Annotated in this window: 17 protein-coding genes; 5 read left to right on the top strand and 12 right to left on the bottom strand. The window is 63.0% G+C overall.

What is annotated here, in order from left to right:
• Nucleotides 1–287: 287 nt before the first annotated feature.
• Both BLS60_RS20720 and BLS60_RS21520 read right to left on the bottom strand, forming a co-directional pair.
• On the bottom strand, nt 288–833 hold the full coding sequence (locus BLS60_RS20720) for a C40 family peptidase (protein WP_092371938.1): 546 nt from the start codon (nt 831–833) through the stop codon (nt 288–290).
• The gene (locus tag BLS60_RS21520) at nt 769–1161 is read right to left on the bottom strand and encodes a hypothetical protein (protein ID WP_164090952.1); all 393 of its coding nucleotides are present in this window, start codon (nt 1159–1161) and stop codon (nt 769–771) included. The genes BLS60_RS20720 and BLS60_RS21520 overlap by 65 nt, the downstream gene beginning before the upstream one ends.
• Here BLS60_RS21520 and choX point away from each other — a divergent pair.
• Complete coding sequence (gene choX / locus BLS60_RS20715) at nt 1148–2074, top strand: choline ABC transporter substrate-binding protein (protein ID WP_070882437.1); 927 nt, start codon at nt 1148–1150, stop codon at nt 2072–2074. The genes BLS60_RS21520 and choX overlap by 14 nt on opposite strands.
• Before the next feature lie 7 nt (nt 2075–2081).
• Here the strand turns inward: choX and BLS60_RS20710 are convergent, their stop codons facing one another.
• From BLS60_RS20710 to ehuR, 6 genes are all read right to left on the bottom strand, one after another.
• Entirely contained in the window at nt 2082–2561 is a 480-nt protein-coding gene (locus BLS60_RS20710) for an Lrp/AsnC family transcriptional regulator (protein ID WP_092371931.1), read from the bottom strand.
• Nucleotide 2562: 1 nt separating this feature from the next.
• The gene (gene doeB, locus BLS60_RS20705) at nt 2563–3564 is read right to left on the bottom strand and encodes a N(2)-acetyl-L-2,4-diaminobutanoate deacetylase DoeB (protein ID WP_092371928.1); all 1002 of its coding nucleotides are present in this window, start codon (nt 3562–3564) and stop codon (nt 2563–2565) included.
• A gap of 70 nt (nt 3565–3634) precedes the next feature.
• Nucleotides 3635–4825 (bottom strand): ectoine hydrolase DoeA, encoded by a 1191-nt coding sequence (gene doeA, locus BLS60_RS20700; protein ID WP_092371926.1) that lies wholly within the window; start codon nt 4823–4825, stop codon nt 3635–3637.
• Nucleotides 4826–4853: 28 nt separating this feature from the next.
• Nucleotides 4854–5831 (bottom strand): ectoine utilization protein EutC, encoded by a 978-nt coding sequence (gene eutC, locus BLS60_RS20695; protein ID WP_092371924.1) that lies wholly within the window; start codon nt 5829–5831, stop codon nt 4854–4856.
• Nucleotides 5832–5840: 9 nt separating this feature from the next.
• Nucleotides 5841–6812 carry a hydroxyectoine utilization dehydratase EutB gene (gene eutB, locus BLS60_RS20690; protein WP_092371922.1) on the bottom strand — a complete coding sequence of 324 codons (972 nt, stop codon included), beginning with the start codon at nt 6810–6812 and terminating at the stop codon, nt 5841–5843.
• A gap of 199 nt (nt 6813–7011) precedes the next feature.
• A complete protein-coding gene (ehuR, locus tag BLS60_RS20685; RefSeq protein WP_092371920.1) occupies nt 7012–8409 on the bottom strand; it encodes a MocR-like ectoine utilization transcription factor EhuR in 1398 nt (465 codons plus the stop codon).
• A gap of 253 nt (nt 8410–8662) precedes the next feature.
• Here ehuR and ehuB point away from each other — a divergent pair, with 253 nt between their 5' ends.
• The 4 genes from ehuB (at nt 8663) to ehuA (ending at nt 11735) form a co-directional block, all read left to right on the top strand.
• The gene (gene ehuB / locus BLS60_RS20680) at nt 8663–9517 is read left to right on the top strand and encodes an ectoine/hydroxyectoine ABC transporter substrate-binding protein EhuB (protein ID WP_092371918.1); all 855 of its coding nucleotides are present in this window, start codon (nt 8663–8665) and stop codon (nt 9515–9517) included.
• Between the two features lie 78 nt (nt 9518–9595).
• On the top strand, nt 9596–10255 hold the full coding sequence (ehuC, locus tag BLS60_RS20675) for an ectoine/hydroxyectoine ABC transporter permease subunit EhuC (RefSeq protein ID WP_092371916.1): 660 nt from the start codon (nt 9596–9598) through the stop codon (nt 10253–10255).
• Nucleotides 10252–10914, top strand: coding sequence for an ectoine/hydroxyectoine ABC transporter permease subunit EhuD (gene ehuD, locus BLS60_RS20670; RefSeq protein ID WP_092371914.1), 663 nt, complete (start codon nt 10252–10254; stop codon nt 10912–10914). Before ehuC ends, ehuD begins: the two co-directional genes overlap by 4 nt.
• A gap of 41 nt (nt 10915–10955) precedes the next feature.
• Nucleotides 10956–11735 (top strand): ectoine/hydroxyectoine ABC transporter ATP-binding protein EhuA, encoded by a 780-nt coding sequence (gene ehuA, locus BLS60_RS20665; protein ID WP_092371912.1) that lies wholly within the window; start codon nt 10956–10958, stop codon nt 11733–11735.
• 270 nt (nt 11736–12005) lie between these two features.
• Here ehuA and BLS60_RS20660 read toward each other — a convergent pair whose 3' ends face one another.
• From BLS60_RS20660 to BLS60_RS20645, 4 genes are all read right to left on the bottom strand, one after another.
• Nucleotides 12006–12272, bottom strand: coding sequence for a PilZ domain-containing protein (locus BLS60_RS20660; protein ID WP_070882436.1), 267 nt, complete (start codon nt 12270–12272; stop codon nt 12006–12008).
• 99 nt (nt 12273–12371) lie between these two features.
• Nucleotides 12372–13259, bottom strand: coding sequence for a lysophospholipid acyltransferase (locus BLS60_RS20655; RefSeq protein ID WP_070882435.1), 888 nt, complete (start codon nt 13257–13259; stop codon nt 12372–12374).
• An 87-nt stretch (nt 13260–13346) separates the two neighbouring features.
• Nucleotides 13347–13961, bottom strand: a complete 615-nt coding sequence (locus BLS60_RS20650; protein ID WP_092371909.1) for a pyridoxamine 5'-phosphate oxidase family protein — start codon at nt 13959–13961, stop codon at nt 13347–13349.
• Nucleotides 13958–14521, bottom strand: a complete 564-nt coding sequence (locus BLS60_RS20645; protein ID WP_092371908.1) for a DNA-3-methyladenine glycosylase I — start codon at nt 14519–14521, stop codon at nt 13958–13960. The genes BLS60_RS20650 and BLS60_RS20645 overlap by 4 nt, the downstream gene beginning before the upstream one ends.
• Nucleotide 14522: the final 1 nt, after the last annotated feature.

Below are 14522 nucleotides of genomic sequence, written 5' to 3'. Positions count from 1 at the left end.
CAATGGTGGATGAAAAAAGCGCCATCCACCCTACGTCTACCTGGGATGCGCGCAGATGATGCGTAACCTACGAATGGTGGGAGCGGGCGGGGACGCCCAGTTGTTCATGCACGCGAATCGCGGGCACGGCCCGCTCCCACAGTCGTAGGGTGGACGACTCCTCATCTACGCGGCCCGACCCGTCCACCGCTCTGCGATCGCAATGGTGGATGAAAAGAGCGTCAGCTACGCGCCCCGATCCACCCTACGTCCGCTATTGCCTTACAACAGTCGTTTCACCGGCTCCGTCAGCCATTGCTGGCCAGCTGCGTCTCTTCAGGCATTACCCGGCGAGCCAGCTGGAAATGCTTCTGCCAGTAGCCGTTACTGAGCTTGTCGATCCGTACGTTGCTACCGCGGCGCGGCGCGTGGATAAAGCGATCGTTGCCGAGGTAAATGGCCACGTGATCGACGCTGCGGCTATGGATGCGGAAGAACAGCAAGTCGCCGGGTTCCAGATTGCGTTTGGCAACCTTGGGGCCATCGAAGCGGGAGAGCGCGCGGGACGTGCGTGGCAGGTCCAGATCATCGACTTTCTTGAAGGCGTATTTCACCAGACCACTGCAATCGAAGCCGTGCTCCGGGCTGTTACCACCCCAGCGGTACGGGGTACCGAGAGTGCTCATGGCACGCTGGATCACGCTTTGCGCAGGTGTTTTTTCAATTTTGGCTGGAGCAATGACACGTGTGCTGCCGTCCTGCAGATGAACCCGAAAGCTGGCAGATGCATTACCGATGGCGGCGCAGCACAAGGCGCCGCCTAAAAACAGGGAAAGGAAGAATTTGTTCAACATGATGACCTTGAAGATAACCAAGCCGCCGCGAATCCTTTCCTGAATCAGCCACTTGTAACATTGATAAAAAAGAGAAATGGCGCTCCGCGCGTCCCGAGGGACGGACAAGCAAAACCATCAGCAAGTTCAAAATTTTTTTAGCCGATTTACTCAATGGCAGCGGCCGACACGCCATTATGGCGGTGGCGGCCTGTCGATCCGCTGAAGCATCAGGAAGATGGCTACCTACTGACGGTTTTTCACGGCCGTTCTGCTTGCGCCGCTTCGCCCATGCCCCTAGGGTTAGGCCTCTCTCTAGCAAAAGGACGATGCCGATGAAGCCTCTCAAGACCGTGATCGCCGCCAGCCTGCTGGCCATGAGCGCCAGCTTTCAAGCCATCGCGGAAGATGCCAGCTGCGCCAGCGTTAGCCTCGCAGACCCAGGCTGGAGCGACATCGCGGTTACCAACGGCATCGCCAGCCTGCTGCTCGACGGCCTCGGCTACAAACCGCAAACCCGCACCCTGGCGGTTCCAATCATTTTTGCCGGGCTGCAGAAGGGCCAGGTCGATGTGTTCCTCGGCAACTGGATGCCGGCCGGCCAGCACGATTACGAGCGCTACGTTGCCAGCGGTCAGGTCGACAAGGTGGTCGAGAACCTTGGCGGCACCGAATACACCCTGGCGGTGCCGACCTATGCCTACGAAGAAGGCGTACAGAATTTCAAGGACCTGAACAAATTCGCTGCGCGCTTCGGCAAGAAAATCTACGGCATCGGCTCCGGCTCACCCGCCAATGACTATATCCGCCAGATGATCGCCAACAACGAGTTCGACCTAGGCGACTGGGAACTGGTCGAGTCCAGCGAGCAGGCCATGCTGGTACAAGTCGGGCGGGCCGAGAAGCGTGGACAGTTCGTGGTGTTCCTCGGCTGGACGCCACACCCGATGAACATCCAGTACGACATGCAGTACCTCAAGGGCGGCGAGAAATTCTTCGGCGCCACCGGCTCGGTCAACACGCTGGCGCGCAAAGGCTATGTGGCCGAGTGCCCGAACGTCGGCAAGTTGCTGACCAACCTGACCTTCACCCAGGAGATGGAAAACACCATCATGGATCAGGTGCTCAATCAGAAGGTCGGCAACACCGCGGCGATCAAGGCCTGGATCAAGGACAACCCCGAGGTGCTCGATGGCTGGCTCGCCGGCGTGACCACCCGCGACGGCGGCGATGCGATGGCGGCGGTCAAGGCCAAGCTGTAATCGCGCCTCATTCGTCGCCAAGGTCGGCAGGCGCGCCAGCGTTGTCCTGCTTGATGGTCTTGGTGACGATGTAGGTGAAATAGCGCTCAATGCCAAGGCCTTCCAGCAACAGCTGATCGACAAATCGCTGGTAGTGATCGATGTCGCGAGCACGGATCATGGCGATGTAGTCGACGCCGCCACCCGTGGCGTAGCAGAAGGCGACTTCCGGCGCTTCACCCAGGCGCTGCTCGAACCGCCGCATGTCTTGCGCGGTGTGGCGGGCGAGGGTGATCTCCACCAGCACTTGCTGGGTCTTGAACAGCGCGGCCCAGTCGATCTGCGCGCGATAGCCTTTGACCAGCCCGGCCGCCTCCAGCTTGCGCACACGCTCCCAGGCCGGGGTCACCGAAAGGTTGATCGCCTCGGCAAGCGCTGACTTGGTGATCCGCCCATCCTCGGAAAGGATGCGCAGGATCTTCAGGTCGTAGCGATCGAGCTTGTGCATATCAGCCGACCACGTCAGCGATCACGGCAAGGGTGTCGCCGCCTTTCACCAGCCCGGGGAAATGCCGGGCGGCGAGCACGCCGCTGCGTTTTGCGCGGTACTCGATGGCCGGCGCACCGGTACGTCGGGCGCTGTGGACCCGGGCAATCACCTCGCCCTTTTCCACGGCGTCGCCAAGGTCGCGGCACATTTCCAGCAGGCCATCATCTTCGCTGGCGACGAAGCAATCGCTGTCGGGCATATCGAGCATCACCGACTCATAGGCCTCGATTTCCCCGCCCAACAGGCCGAAATGGATCAGCAGGTTGCGCACGCCACGCTCGGCAATGGCCAGGCTCCTGGCCGTGCTGCTGCCACCGCCGCCCAGCTCGGTGGTGACGAAAATCTTGCCCTGTTCCTCGGCGGCGGTGTCGTACATGCCCACCGCATCGAGCTCCAGCATGCGCATGCAGTAGGGCGCGGCGAAGGCCCGCATGCCAGCCTCGCAGGCGGCATCCTGAGTCTTGTCGGCCAGCACGTGGCAGGCAGCGAAAGGCAGGAAGTCCAGCGTCCTGCCGCCGGAATGGATGTCCAGCACCACATCGGCCATGGGCAGCAGGGTGCGTTGAAAATAGTCGGCGATCTTCTGCGTCACGGTGCCATCGGGCTTGCCGGGAAAGCTGCGGTTCAGGTTGCCCTTGTCGATTGGCGAGGTGCGTGTGCCTGCGTGCACGGCAGGCGTATTCATGAACGGCACAATGATGATCCGCCCGCTGACATCCTCGGCGCGCAGGGTCTGCGCCAGCTTGCTCAGAGACAGCGGGCCTTCGTATTCATCGCCATGATTGCCGCCGGTAAACAGCGCCGTGGGGCCGCTGCCATTTTTCACCACGGTAAGCGGAATCATCACCGCACCCCAGGCGGAGTCGTCGCGGGAGTAGGGCAGCTTGAGGAAGCCATGCTGCACGCCGTCACGGTCGAAGTCGACGGTGGGGCTGATGGGGTTATCACGCAACTGGGTCATTTATGGCATCCAGGCAGAGTGGACAACCTCGCAGGCTTGTCCACCGATCAAGAAAAACGCGGCGGTGGGATCAGTCCTTCACGAACAGCTTGCGCGGTACGTCGCAGAAGGTTTCCACGCCGCGGTCGGTGATCAGGATCGATTCGGTGATCTCCAGCCCCCAGTCGTCCAGCCACAGGCCCGGCATGAAGTGGAAGGTCATCCCTGGCTGCAGCACGCTCTCGTCACTTGGCCGCAGGCTCATGGTGCGCTCGCCCCAGTCCGGTGGATAACTGATACCAATGGGGTAGCCGCAGCGGCTGTCCTTGTGGATGCCGAACTTCTCCAGCACCTTGAAGAACGCGCGGGCGATATCGCCGGTGGTGTTGCCCGGTTTGGCGGCCTCCAGGCCGGCCGCGATGCCTTCGACCACGGCCTTCTCGCCATCGAGAAAATGCTGGGGCGGCTTGCCCAGGTAAACGGTGCGCGACAGCGGGCAGTGATAGCGTTTGTAGCACCCGGCAATCTCGAAAAAGGTGCCGGCGCCGCTGACCATCGGCGAGTCATCCCAGGTCAGGTGCGGGGCGCTGGCATCCGCGCCGGTGGGCAGCAGCGGCACGATGGCCGGGTAATCGCCGCCGTGCCCGTCGGCACCGAGGATGCCCGTGCGGTAGATTTCAGCGACCAACTCGTTCTTGCGCAGGCCCGGCTCGATCTTCTCGAAGATGGCGGCGTGCATCTTCTCGACGATCTTCGCCGCGATGCGCATGTAGCCGATTTCGGTGGACGACTTGATCGCCCGCTGCCAGTTGACCAGCGCGGTGGCGTCGATGAAACGAGCATTGCCCAGGTTGCGCTGCAGCGAGCCGTAGGCCGCAGCGCTGAAGTAGTAGTTGTCCAGTTCGACACCGATGCTGAGCCTGTCCCAGCCACGGGCTGCGATCACGTCCCTGGACAGATAATCCATCGGGTGCCGCTCGGTGGACTGCACGTAGTGATCGGGGTAACCGATGATGTTCGCCTGCTCCATGAACACCGTGCGCTTGGCGCCATTGGCATCCTGGCCACGGCCAAACCACACAGGCTCGCCATCCAGCGCCAGCAGCACACACTGGTGTACGTAGAACGACCAGCCGTCATAGCCGGTCAGCCAGGCCATGTTGGATGGGTCGGTGACGATCAGCAGTTCGATGCCCTTGGCCTGCATGGCGCTGCGCGTCTTGGCCAGACGCTGGGCGTATTCCTCCCGGGCGAAGGGAAGGTTGACGATGATTTCCGACATTGCGGTTGCCCTCCAGGGTGAAACGGATTCAGGAATCGAAGCTGAGGCCTTTGCCCGCCGCGGTCGCCCGCTCGTAGGCAAGGTTGGCGATGGCGGTGTCTTGGGCGCCTGTGCCGGTCAGATCACACAGCGTGATTTGCGCGGCGCTGCGACGCCCAGGACGCTGCCCGGCGATGACCTGGCCGAGCTCGGCGAAGTCCGCCTGGGCACCAACCAAGCCAGCGGCGATGGCGTGGTGCAGCTCGCCCAGCACACGGGTTTGGGAAAGGCGGTCGGCCACGTAGGCGTCGACCTGCGCCAGCACGGCTGGAGCGATCTCGTTCTTGTGCGCGGCATCCGAGCCCATGGCGGTGATATGCAGGCCAGGGCGCAGGTGTTCGGGCAGGATCAGCGGTTCGCGGCTCGGCGTGGTAGTGATGGCGATATCGGCGCCATCCAGCGCAGCCGCCACACTGTCGACCGCCCGCGCATCGCCCAGCTCGGCGGCCATGGCAGCGGCCTTGCTCCCGTCGCGAGCCCAGATGCGTACTTCGCGCACGTCACGCACCAGGCGCAGCGCCTGCAATTGCAGGCGGGCCTGTTCACCGGCGCCGAGAATGGCAACCGCGCGGGCATCCTCCCGGGCCAGCCATTTGGCGGCCACGGCGCCAGCCGCAGCGGTGCGTACCGCAGTGAGGTAGCCGTTATCGAGCAGCAGGGCATCGGCCAGGCCGGTGTGCGCCGAAAACAACATCATCAAACCATTGAGGCTGGGCAGGCCGAGCCTGGGATTGTCGAAGAAACCCGGACTGACCTTGATGGCGAAGCGCGGTACGCCGGGCAGGTAGGCGGTCTTCACGTCCACTTCGCCGTTGTGCTCGGGGATGTCCAACCGCAGGATCGGCGGCATCGCCACCTCGGCCGTGGCCAGCAGGCGAAAGGCGTTTTCCACCACTGCCAGGCTGTCGGCATCGAGGCCGACGCAGTCGCGCAGGTCGGTCTGGTTGAGAATCAGGGTCTTGGCCATGGGGCTTCCTCAGGCGTCCGCGCCACCCAGCACACGCAGGTGCTGGTCGATATCGATGTTGCGACCGCTGACCACCACGACCACCGGCCCACGAGGTTCGATCAGGCCTTCGAGCAGCGCGGCGATGCCCACCGCAGCGGCACCTTCCACCACCTGCCGTTCCTCGCGGTAGGCGTGGCGGATGCCCCGGGCGATGGCCGCTTCGTCGAGTAGATGCAGCTGATCGCACAGCTCGCGGGTCAGGCCAAAGGTGTAGCGGTTATCCAGGCCGATACCGCCACCGAGGGAATCCGCCAGGGTCGCCAGCTCTTCCACCTCCATCGGCTGACCGGCCTGCAGGCTGGCGTGCATCGCCGCGCCCAGGCGCATGCTGATGCCGTGGGTGCGGATGGCTGGACGAGTGGCTTTGATCGCCAGCGCCACACCGGCGAACAGACCGCCGCCGGAGAGCGGTACCAGCACGTCGCAGACGTCCGGGCACTGCTCGAGGATTTCCAGACCGAGGCTGCCCTGGCCGGCGATCACATGGGGATGGTCGAACGGCGGAATGAACGTGCCGCCCTGGTCGCGGGCGATGCGCAGCGCTTCGAGCTGGGCGTCATCCTGGCTGCGCCCGCTGATCACCACCTCGGCCCCCAGCTCGCGGATGGCGAGAACCTTGTTCGCCGGCACCAGCTCGGACAGGCACACAGTGGCCTTCACGCCAAGCTGAGACGCTGCAAATGCCAACGCTCTGCCATGGTTGCCGGTGGATGCGGTGACCACGCCCAGACGCTGCTGCTCGGCACTCAATTGCGCCACGGCATTACTGGCACCGCGCAGCTTGAAACTGCCGGTGGCCTGCTGCGATTCCAGCTTCAGCCACACCGGCACACCGAGCAGGCGAGTCAGTGAGGGCGAGGCTTCCAGCGGCGTCTGCCGAACCAGGCCGGCGATACGCTGGCGTGCCTGGAGCAGGTCGTCGAGGTGGATCGAAGGCATGGCGCGCATTCCCCGCAAGGTGTTTGCGACCGAGTGTACGAGCGGAGAAATGCACCACCGAATGTACTAGGACGATATTTTTCATACCACCGCATTCGACTTTTCCACAGGGCCGCCATGCAGCTAACGAGCACGCCAGCAGGCCCTGGTAAGGCGCCGGTTTCATCAGAAAACCGGCCCACTCAAGGGCGCTATCGGGCTAGAAATCGTGAATCTTCGGGTACTGCTCGAAGACTTCGCGGATGGTTTTAAGGCCCTTTTGCACCTGCGCTTCGCTGCACTCGGCGCCCACGCACAGACGCACTGCACGCGGTCGCGGCATGCCCGGCGGCACGAACGGGTCGGGCAGCGTAAGCGCCACATGCTTGCGCCGCAGCTCGCGCAGCAGGCTGTCCGGCTCCCAGTGCTCCGGCACGGCCAGCCAGGCGTTCAGCGAATAGGCATGGTTGCGCAGCAGGTGCTCACCTAGCTCCGCCTCGACCAGCGCCTGCCGGTTGGCCAATAGCTGGCGCTGCATTTGCACCAGTTCGTCGGCATGCCCGCCATTGATCCAGCGTGCGGCGATTTCGCCGAGCAGCGGGGTAGCCATCCAGCTGTTCACTCGCAGGATGCTCTCGGTGCGCAACGCCAGGCGCTTGGGCATCGCCAGGTAGCCGATGCGCAAGCCGGCCAGCACCGACTTGGTCATGCTGGTGCAGTAGAACGACAACTCCGGCATGTAATGGCTGATCGGCCGCGCCCGCTGCTGGCCGGCCAGCAGCGGGCCATAAACATCGTCCTCGATCACGTACACGCCGTAGCGTCGGGCGATCTCGGCAATCTCCCGACGCCGCGCGTCCGGCATGGTGCAACTGGTGGGGTTGTTGAGGTTCGGTGTACACACCAGCGCGGTAATTCGCTCGTTACCGCACATGTCCTCGAAGTGCTCGGGATCAATACCGTGGGCATCCATCTCCAAGCCCTTGAGGGTAAAACCGAGCACCTGGGAAGAGCCGATCACGCCGTGATCGGACAGCCCTTCGCAGAGCACCACATCGTCCGGGCCGGCCAGCGACGCCAGGGCCAGAAAGATACCGTGAGCAGCACCGTTGGTGAGCAGCAGATCTTCTCGCGTCACGTCCAGACCGAGCCCGGACAACCAGCGTACGCCTGCATCGCGGTGGCTTTCGAAACCAGCGATGGGTCGGAAGGCGCGGATCCAAGGCTGGTCCGATTCGGTGGACAGCTCGCCGCAGGTGGCTTGCCACAGACGATCGTGTTCGCGGGTATGGACGATGCGGGCGATCGAGAAATCCAGCAGCGCCTGCTCGCTGTGATCAAGCATCGAGGTGGCCACCCGCTCGCTGGTACGCCGCGACACGAAACTGCCACGGCCCACCTCGCAACGCACCCGGCCTTGGCGTTCGAGTTCCTTGTATGCGTTGGTTACGGTCTGCACGCTGATGCCCAACGCCTCTGAGACCTGACGCTGTGGCGGCAGGCGCTGGCCGTCGCTGAGGCTGCCCTGCTCGATATCGGCGGTAATCGCCTGCACCAGCGTCTTGTACTTGGACTCGCCCTGGCGAGCGCTGCCCAGTGCCTGCTTCCAGTTGTGCATACTGCTCCCGCGGATTGGAGACTATTGCGCACAGCATCCCGCCTGTCAGCCCATGATTCAATTGTCCTAGTGCAATACCACTGGCAAAAAGCCTTTTGTATGCTCGGGGTCAAGGGTGGAACCAGCGCACCAAGCGCACAAGAAGAAGATTGAATCCACCTCCGGTCGCTCGCGGCCAGATGCTCTTGAAAAACCTGCCTCCTAACATAGCGCTCCGCTTTTTCGAGCGGACTACAAGAAACAGGAGAATCACATGATAAGCAGCGTTATTCCGTCCACCGTGCGTCGACTCACCCTGGCCTGCGGCGTGCTCGCCGCCATCGGCACCTCTGCCGTGCAGGCTGCCGACACGCTGGACAAGGTCAAGGACAGCAACAGCGTGCGCATCGGCTATGCCAACGAAACGCCGTTTGCCTACACTGCGCTGGATGGCAGCGTCACGGGCGAGTCGCCGGAGATCGTCAAGAAAATCTTCGAGAAGATGGGCGTCGAGACCATCAATCCGGTGCTCACCGAATGGGGTTCACTGATTCCCGGCCTGCGCGCCAGCCGCTTCGACCTGATCGCCGCCGGCATGTACATCACCCCGGAACGCTGCAAGCAGGTGCTGTTCACCGACCCGCATTACCAGTTGCCCGACACGCTGCTGACCAAAACCGGCAACCCGAAGAAACTGCACAGCTATGAAGACATCGCCAAGAGCGGTGCCAAAGTGGCGATCATGGCCGGCACGGTGAACCTCGGTTATGCCCGCGATGCCGGTATCACCGACGGGCAGATCCTTCAGGTGCCGGACACCACCGCACAGTTGCAGGCAGTACGCGCCGGGCGCGCTGATGCCGCCGTGGGCACGCAACTGACCATGAAGAACCTGGCCGACAAGGGCGGCGACAGCGTGGAAGCGATCGCCGAGTTCAAGGACGACCCATCCCACACGGGCTACGGTGCCCTGGCCTTCCGTCCCGAAGACAAGGCCTTTCGCGATGCGGTCAATGCCGAGCTGAAAAAGTGGATCGGCACGGAGGAGCATCTCGCCACGGTCAAACCGTTCGGTTTCGACCAATCCAACATTACCGACAAGACAGCCGCCGAGCTCTGCGGCCAGTAAGGGGCTTAGCCTGGGCTGCTTCCAACCTGCGCGGCCCGGCGCTTTCCGTTATTCCGCTCGCCACATAGGACTGCATTGATGGGCGATCTCCTCCCGCTGTTGCTGCAAGGCGCCTGGGTGACCGTACAGATCACCTTCTGGGGCTCGCTGCTGGCCGTCGTTTCGGCAGTGATTGCCGCGCTTGGCCGGCTTTCACCCATCGGCCCGCTGCGCTGGCTGGCCATCGCTTATATCGAAGTGTTCCGTGGTACCTCGCTGCTGGTACAGCTGTTCTGGCTGTACTTCGTGCTGCCGATGCCGCCGTTCAACGTCGAGATGAGCGCCTACGCGGTGGCCATCGTCGGCCTCGGCCTGCATATCGGCGCCTATGGCGCGGAAGTGATGCGTGGCGCCATTCGCTCGGTGGCCAAGGGTCAGTACGAAGCCTGCCAGGCACTGAACATGTCACCGCTCAAGCGCTTCTACCGGATCATCCTGCCGCAGGCGCTGCTGGCGGCGATTCCACCAGGTACCAACCTGCTCATCGAGCTGCTGAAAAACACCTCGCTGGTGTCGCTGATCACCCTGTCTGACCTGGCCTTCCGTGCTCGTCAGCTGGATCAGGCGACCTTCATGACCCTGGAAATCTTCGGCCTGGCGCTGCTGATGTACTTCGTCATGGCCCAGGCGATCAACCTGGGCATGCGCCGCCTGGAGAAACGCCTGGCCCGTGGCCGCATGCGCGGAGGCCTGTCATGAATTTCTTCGACTGGCAATTCGCCTGGAGCATCCTGCCGCAACTGCTGCAGGCCTCGCTCAATACCCTGCTGATCACCTTCGGCGGCTTCGCCATCGCCATCGTGCTGGGTCTGTTCCTGGCCATCGCACGGCGCAGCCGCAAGGTCTGGCTATCCTGGCCAGCCACCGGGCTGATCGAGTTCATCCGCAGTACGCCACTGCTGATCCAGGTGTACTTCCTGTTCTACGTGTTCCCCAACTACGGGCTCAACCTCACCGCCCTGCAGGCAGGTATCCTCGGTATCGCCCTGCATTACGCCTGCTACACCGCCGAGGTGTACCGCGCCGGCCTGGACGCCGTGCCGCGGGCGCAGTGGGAAGCGGTCACCGCACTCAATCTGTCGCCGCTGAGCGCCTACCGCAACATCATCCTGCCCCAGGCGCTGCGACCGATCCTGCCGGCCCTGGGCAACTACCTGGTGGCGATGCTCAAGGACACGCCGGTGCTGTCAGCCATCACCGTGGTGGAAATCATGCAACAGGCCAAGAACATCGGTTCGGAGAGTTTCCGCTACCTGGAGCCGATCACCATGGTCGGCCTGTTCTTTCTGTTGCTCAGCCTCGGCCTCGCCTGGTGCGTGCGCCGCCTCGAAGACCGAATGGAGGAGGCGCCACGATGAACGCCCCGCATCTTTCCCCCAACGCTGCCGGAATTCCCGCCATGTCACAGCCCATCGTACGTTTCACCGACGTGACCAAGCGCTACGGCAACCTGACCGTGCTCAATCACCTGAACCTGGAAGTCGCCGCTGGCGAGAAGGTCGCCATCATCGGCCCCAGCGGCTCGGGAAAATCCACGCTGCTGCGGGCCCTGATGACCCTGGAGGACATCGACGAAGGGGTGATCGAAGTCGACGATCAGCCGCTGACTCACATGCCTGGCCGCGACGGCAGGCTGGTACGTGCCAGCGCCGGCCATCAGCGCAAGGTGCGCGGCAAGATCGGCATGGTGTTCCAGAGCTTCAACCTGTTCCCGCACATGAATGCCATGCAGAACGTCATCGAAGCGCCGGTACAGGTGCTCGGCATGAACAAGCGCGAAGCCAGCGAGCGGGCCCGAGAGCTGCTCGACATGGTCGGCCTGGGCGCCAAGCTCGAGCACTACCCATCACAGCTTTCCGGCGGCCAACAGCAGCGCGTTGCCATCGCTCGCGCCCTGGCCATGCGCCCCAAAGTGATGTTGTTCGATGAAGTGACCTCGGCCCTCGATCCCGAGCTATGCGGCGAAGTGCTCAACGTCATCCGCCGTCTGGGCAGCGAGCACAAGCTGACCATGCTAATGGTCACCCACCAGATGGGTTTTGCCCGCGAGTTCGCCGACCGCGTGTGCTTCTTCCACCAGGGCTGCATCCACGAACAGGGCACCCCGGCCGAACTATTCGGCAACCCACAGCAGGAACGTACGCAGAGCTTCCTCAGCGCGGTGAACGAGGCGCACTGAGGCGCGTAACACCTCAGTGAGCCCAGCCTTGGTCGCTCCGAGCTAGATATTGCTAACCGGACGCGGAATTGGATCATGGAACCTCTTTTCACGAAGTGAATGAGAGGCCCGGCAGCGATGCCGAGCAAAAAGTGCAGTTCATCTTCAAAGTCAGATAACGCGGGAAAAACCCGCACATGCGATGAAGAAACCGCCACGGCCTCGTTCAGAAGCCTGAAAAGCAGCGTGCCCACGCAAGGTGGGCACGCTTTAATCTGCAGTACAGTGGCATCAGTCGCGGACGAAGCGCAGCCCTACGCCTTCGGCATCGACGCGCATCACCTCCATTTCCAGGACCGGCGCTTCGAAGGGCATATCCTGTACCTGGCCGGTCAAGCGCTCGCCCAGCTCGAGTGCGGCCAGAGCGTCGTGCCGGACATAGACGCCGCCATCGGACAGGTCGCGGGTCTGGGCAACCAGCTCACCGAAGCTCGGGTGGCAGATCTTGATGCGGCACTTCATCGGTGTGCGCGGATACTGGCGCTGGTTGGCGGACATGTCCTGTACAGCCTCGTGGGAAAGATATGTCGCGTTTAATACCGCAATTCCCGGCCTGCGCCCAGCCTGTCGGCGCTTCGTTGTGAAGCGCAGCGGCTTTCAGTACCAGCGTGCCTCGCCTTCGGGGCGTTTCTTGAAGCGCTTCATGCTCCACATGTACTGGCTCGGGTAGGCCCGCACGTATTTTTCCACCACGGCGCTCATGGCGGCCACAGCGGTATACGTGTCTTCGCTGTACATGCCTTCCGGCGCAGCTTCGAGAATCACCTTGTAGCCGGAACCGTCTTCCAGGCGCAGCGCGTGCAGGAACACACCCACGGCCTTGTGCCCGGCGAGCATGCCCGGCACGAACTTGCTGGTCAGCGCCACGGTGCCGCAGAAGGGCACGAACATCCCGGACGACAGGCTCGGCTCCGGGTCGGCCGGAATGCCCACGGCGCCGCCCTTGCGCACCTCCTTGATGACGCTGAGGATGCCTTCCTTGGTCGACGGTGCCACGCGATTGCCGAGCTGTACGCGCTGTTCGCGCAGCAGGTCGTCCACGGCCTTGAGCTTGGGTGGGCGATAGAAAATGATCGGTTTGCACTGCGAGCAGTAGAAGTGGTTCAGCACTTCCCAGTTGCCCAGGTGGCTGGTGATACCGACCACGCCCTTGCCGGAAGCGAGGGCGGCTTCGAGCACTTCCAGGCCCTCGACTTCACGCACCCGCGCCAGCGACTTGTGTGCCGGCCAGACCCAGGCGCAGGCGCTCTCGGTCAGCGTGCGGCCGATGTCCATCAGGCTGCGGCCGACCAGCTTGTCATGCTCGGCGGCGCTCAGTTCAGGGAAGCACTTGGCCAGGTTGATGCGCACCACGTCGCGCGAACCGCTGGGGAGCTTCCACATCAGCCAGCCGATCACCGCGCCGAGCGACTGCACGGCACGCCAGGGCAGCAGAGCGAATAATCGCAACGAACCGACTACCAAGGCGCCTTTGAGCTTTTCCACACGCTGCTCCCAACCAAAAAGGGCGCACAGTGTAACCGCCTCGAACCCGCATGGCTGTTACATACATGCATAGATACGATGAAGGGCTCAGTAGAGCCTGGTCTTCAGGCGTTCCTGCAGTTCACGCTCGTAGGCCTGCACGTCGAACGACGGGTCCATGACCGCCTTAAGCAGATCACCCGCTGACGGCAGACTGGCGCGCTCGACGTGCCGCTCGGAATCCCACAGCCCGGAGCGCACGGCCGCCTTGGAACATTGGAAATAGCAGGTGTCGATGCTGATACGCAGCACGCTGCGCGGCAGCTTGCCCTGGGCGGTGCACAACTCCAGAAGCTGCGGCTCCAGTGAAATGCTGGCACGACCGTTGACCCGAAAACTCTCGCCGACGCCGGGGATCAGGAACAGCAGTGCCACGTGCGGATCGTTGATGATGTTGCGCAGGCTGTCGATACGGTTGTTGCCCGGGCGATCCGGCAGCAGCAGGGTGCGCTCATCAAGCACCCGCACGAAGCCTGGCGCATCGCCACGGGGCGAGCAGTCCAGGCCGTCTGGCCCGTGAGTGGCCAGTACCACGAAGGGCGACGCGGCGACCAGTGCCTGGTACGGCTCGCTGAGATAGGTAATTTCCTTGCGCAGCGAGCGCTCGTGGGCCTCGCCGTACAACGCCTGCAACTGGTCCAGAGTGTCGATGATGGTGCTCATGGGCGAAGCTCCTGTTGCAATGCCGCGTAGCGATCACAGTCGCGGGTGTGATCCATAACCATGCCGGTGGCCTGCATGAAGGCGTAGCAAATGGTCGGCCCAACGAACGTGAAGCCAGCCTTCTTCAGCGCCTTGCTCATGGCTTCGGCTTCAGGCGTCACCGCCGGCACGTCGCCGCGGCCGTCGAAATGGTTGATCTTCGGGACGCCACCGACGAACGACCAGAGCAGCGCCACCGGATCGTCGAGGCGCAGCCAGGCCTGGGCATTCTTGCGCGCCGCCTGCAGCTTGAGGCGATTACGGATGATGCCGGGGTCCTGCATCAGCGTCTCGATGTACGCATCACTCATCGCCGCCAGCTGCTCGGCGTCGAATCCGAACAGCACCTGGCGATAGCGCTCGCGCTTCTTCAGCACGGTGATCCACGACAATCCGGCCTGGGCGCCTTCGAGCAGCAGCATCTCAAACAGGTGCTGCGGATCGCGTGACGGCACGCCCCATTCTTCATCGTGATAGGCCTGATACAGCGGATCGTCGTTACACCAGAAACAGCGGGGCATG

The organism is Phytopseudomonas seleniipraecipitans (genome assembly GCF_900102335.1).
In the GTDB taxonomy this organism is placed as follows: Bacteria; Pseudomonadota; Gammaproteobacteria; order Pseudomonadales; family Pseudomonadaceae; genus Aquipseudomonas; species Aquipseudomonas seleniipraecipitans.
This window is presented reverse-complemented; position numbering and strand designations above follow the sequence as displayed.

Excerpts from the sequence above, each read along its gene's own strand:
- BLS60_RS20720 (WP_092371938.1), bottom strand. The coding sequence starts at position 833 with ATGTTGAACAAATTCTTCCTTTCCCTGTTTTTAGGCGGCGCCTTGTGC.
- choX (WP_070882437.1), top strand. The coding sequence starts at position 1,148 with ATGAAGCCTCTCAAGACCGTGATCGCCGCCAGCCTGCTGGCCATGAGC.
- BLS60_RS20710 (WP_092371931.1), bottom strand. The coding sequence starts at position 2,561 with ATGCACAAGCTCGATCGCTACGACCTGAAGATCCTGCGCATCCTTTCC.
- doeB (WP_092371928.1), bottom strand. The coding sequence starts at position 3,564 with ATGACCCAGTTGCGTGATAACCCCATCAGCCCCACCGTCGACTTCGAC.
- doeA (WP_092371926.1), bottom strand. The coding sequence starts at position 4,825 with ATGTCGGAAATCATCGTCAACCTTCCCTTCGCCCGGGAGGAATACGCC.
- eutC (WP_092371924.1), bottom strand. The coding sequence starts at position 5,831 with ATGGCCAAGACCCTGATTCTCAACCAGACCGACCTGCGCGACTGCGTC.
- eutB (WP_092371922.1), bottom strand. The coding sequence starts at position 6,812 with ATGCCTTCGATCCACCTCGACGACCTGCTCCAGGCACGCCAGCGTATC.
- ehuR (WP_092371920.1), bottom strand. The coding sequence starts at position 8,409 with ATGCACAACTGGAAGCAGGCACTGGGCAGCGCTCGCCAGGGCGAGTCC.
- ehuB (WP_092371918.1), top strand. The coding sequence starts at position 8,663 with ATGATAAGCAGCGTTATTCCGTCCACCGTGCGTCGACTCACCCTGGCC.
- ehuC (WP_092371916.1), top strand. The coding sequence starts at position 9,596 with ATGGGCGATCTCCTCCCGCTGTTGCTGCAAGGCGCCTGGGTGACCGTA.
- ehuD (WP_092371914.1), top strand. The coding sequence starts at position 10,252 with ATGAATTTCTTCGACTGGCAATTCGCCTGGAGCATCCTGCCGCAACTG.
- ehuA (WP_092371912.1), top strand. The coding sequence starts at position 10,956 with ATGTCACAGCCCATCGTACGTTTCACCGACGTGACCAAGCGCTACGGC.
- BLS60_RS20660 (WP_070882436.1), bottom strand. The coding sequence starts at position 12,272 with ATGTCCGCCAACCAGCGCCAGTATCCGCGCACACCGATGAAGTGCCGC.
- BLS60_RS20650 (WP_092371909.1), bottom strand. The coding sequence starts at position 13,961 with ATGAGCACCATCATCGACACTCTGGACCAGTTGCAGGCGTTGTACGGC.
- BLS60_RS20645 (WP_092371908.1), bottom strand. The coding sequence starts at position 14,521 with ATGCCCCGCTGTTTCTGGTGTAACGACGATCCGCTGTATCAGGCCTAT.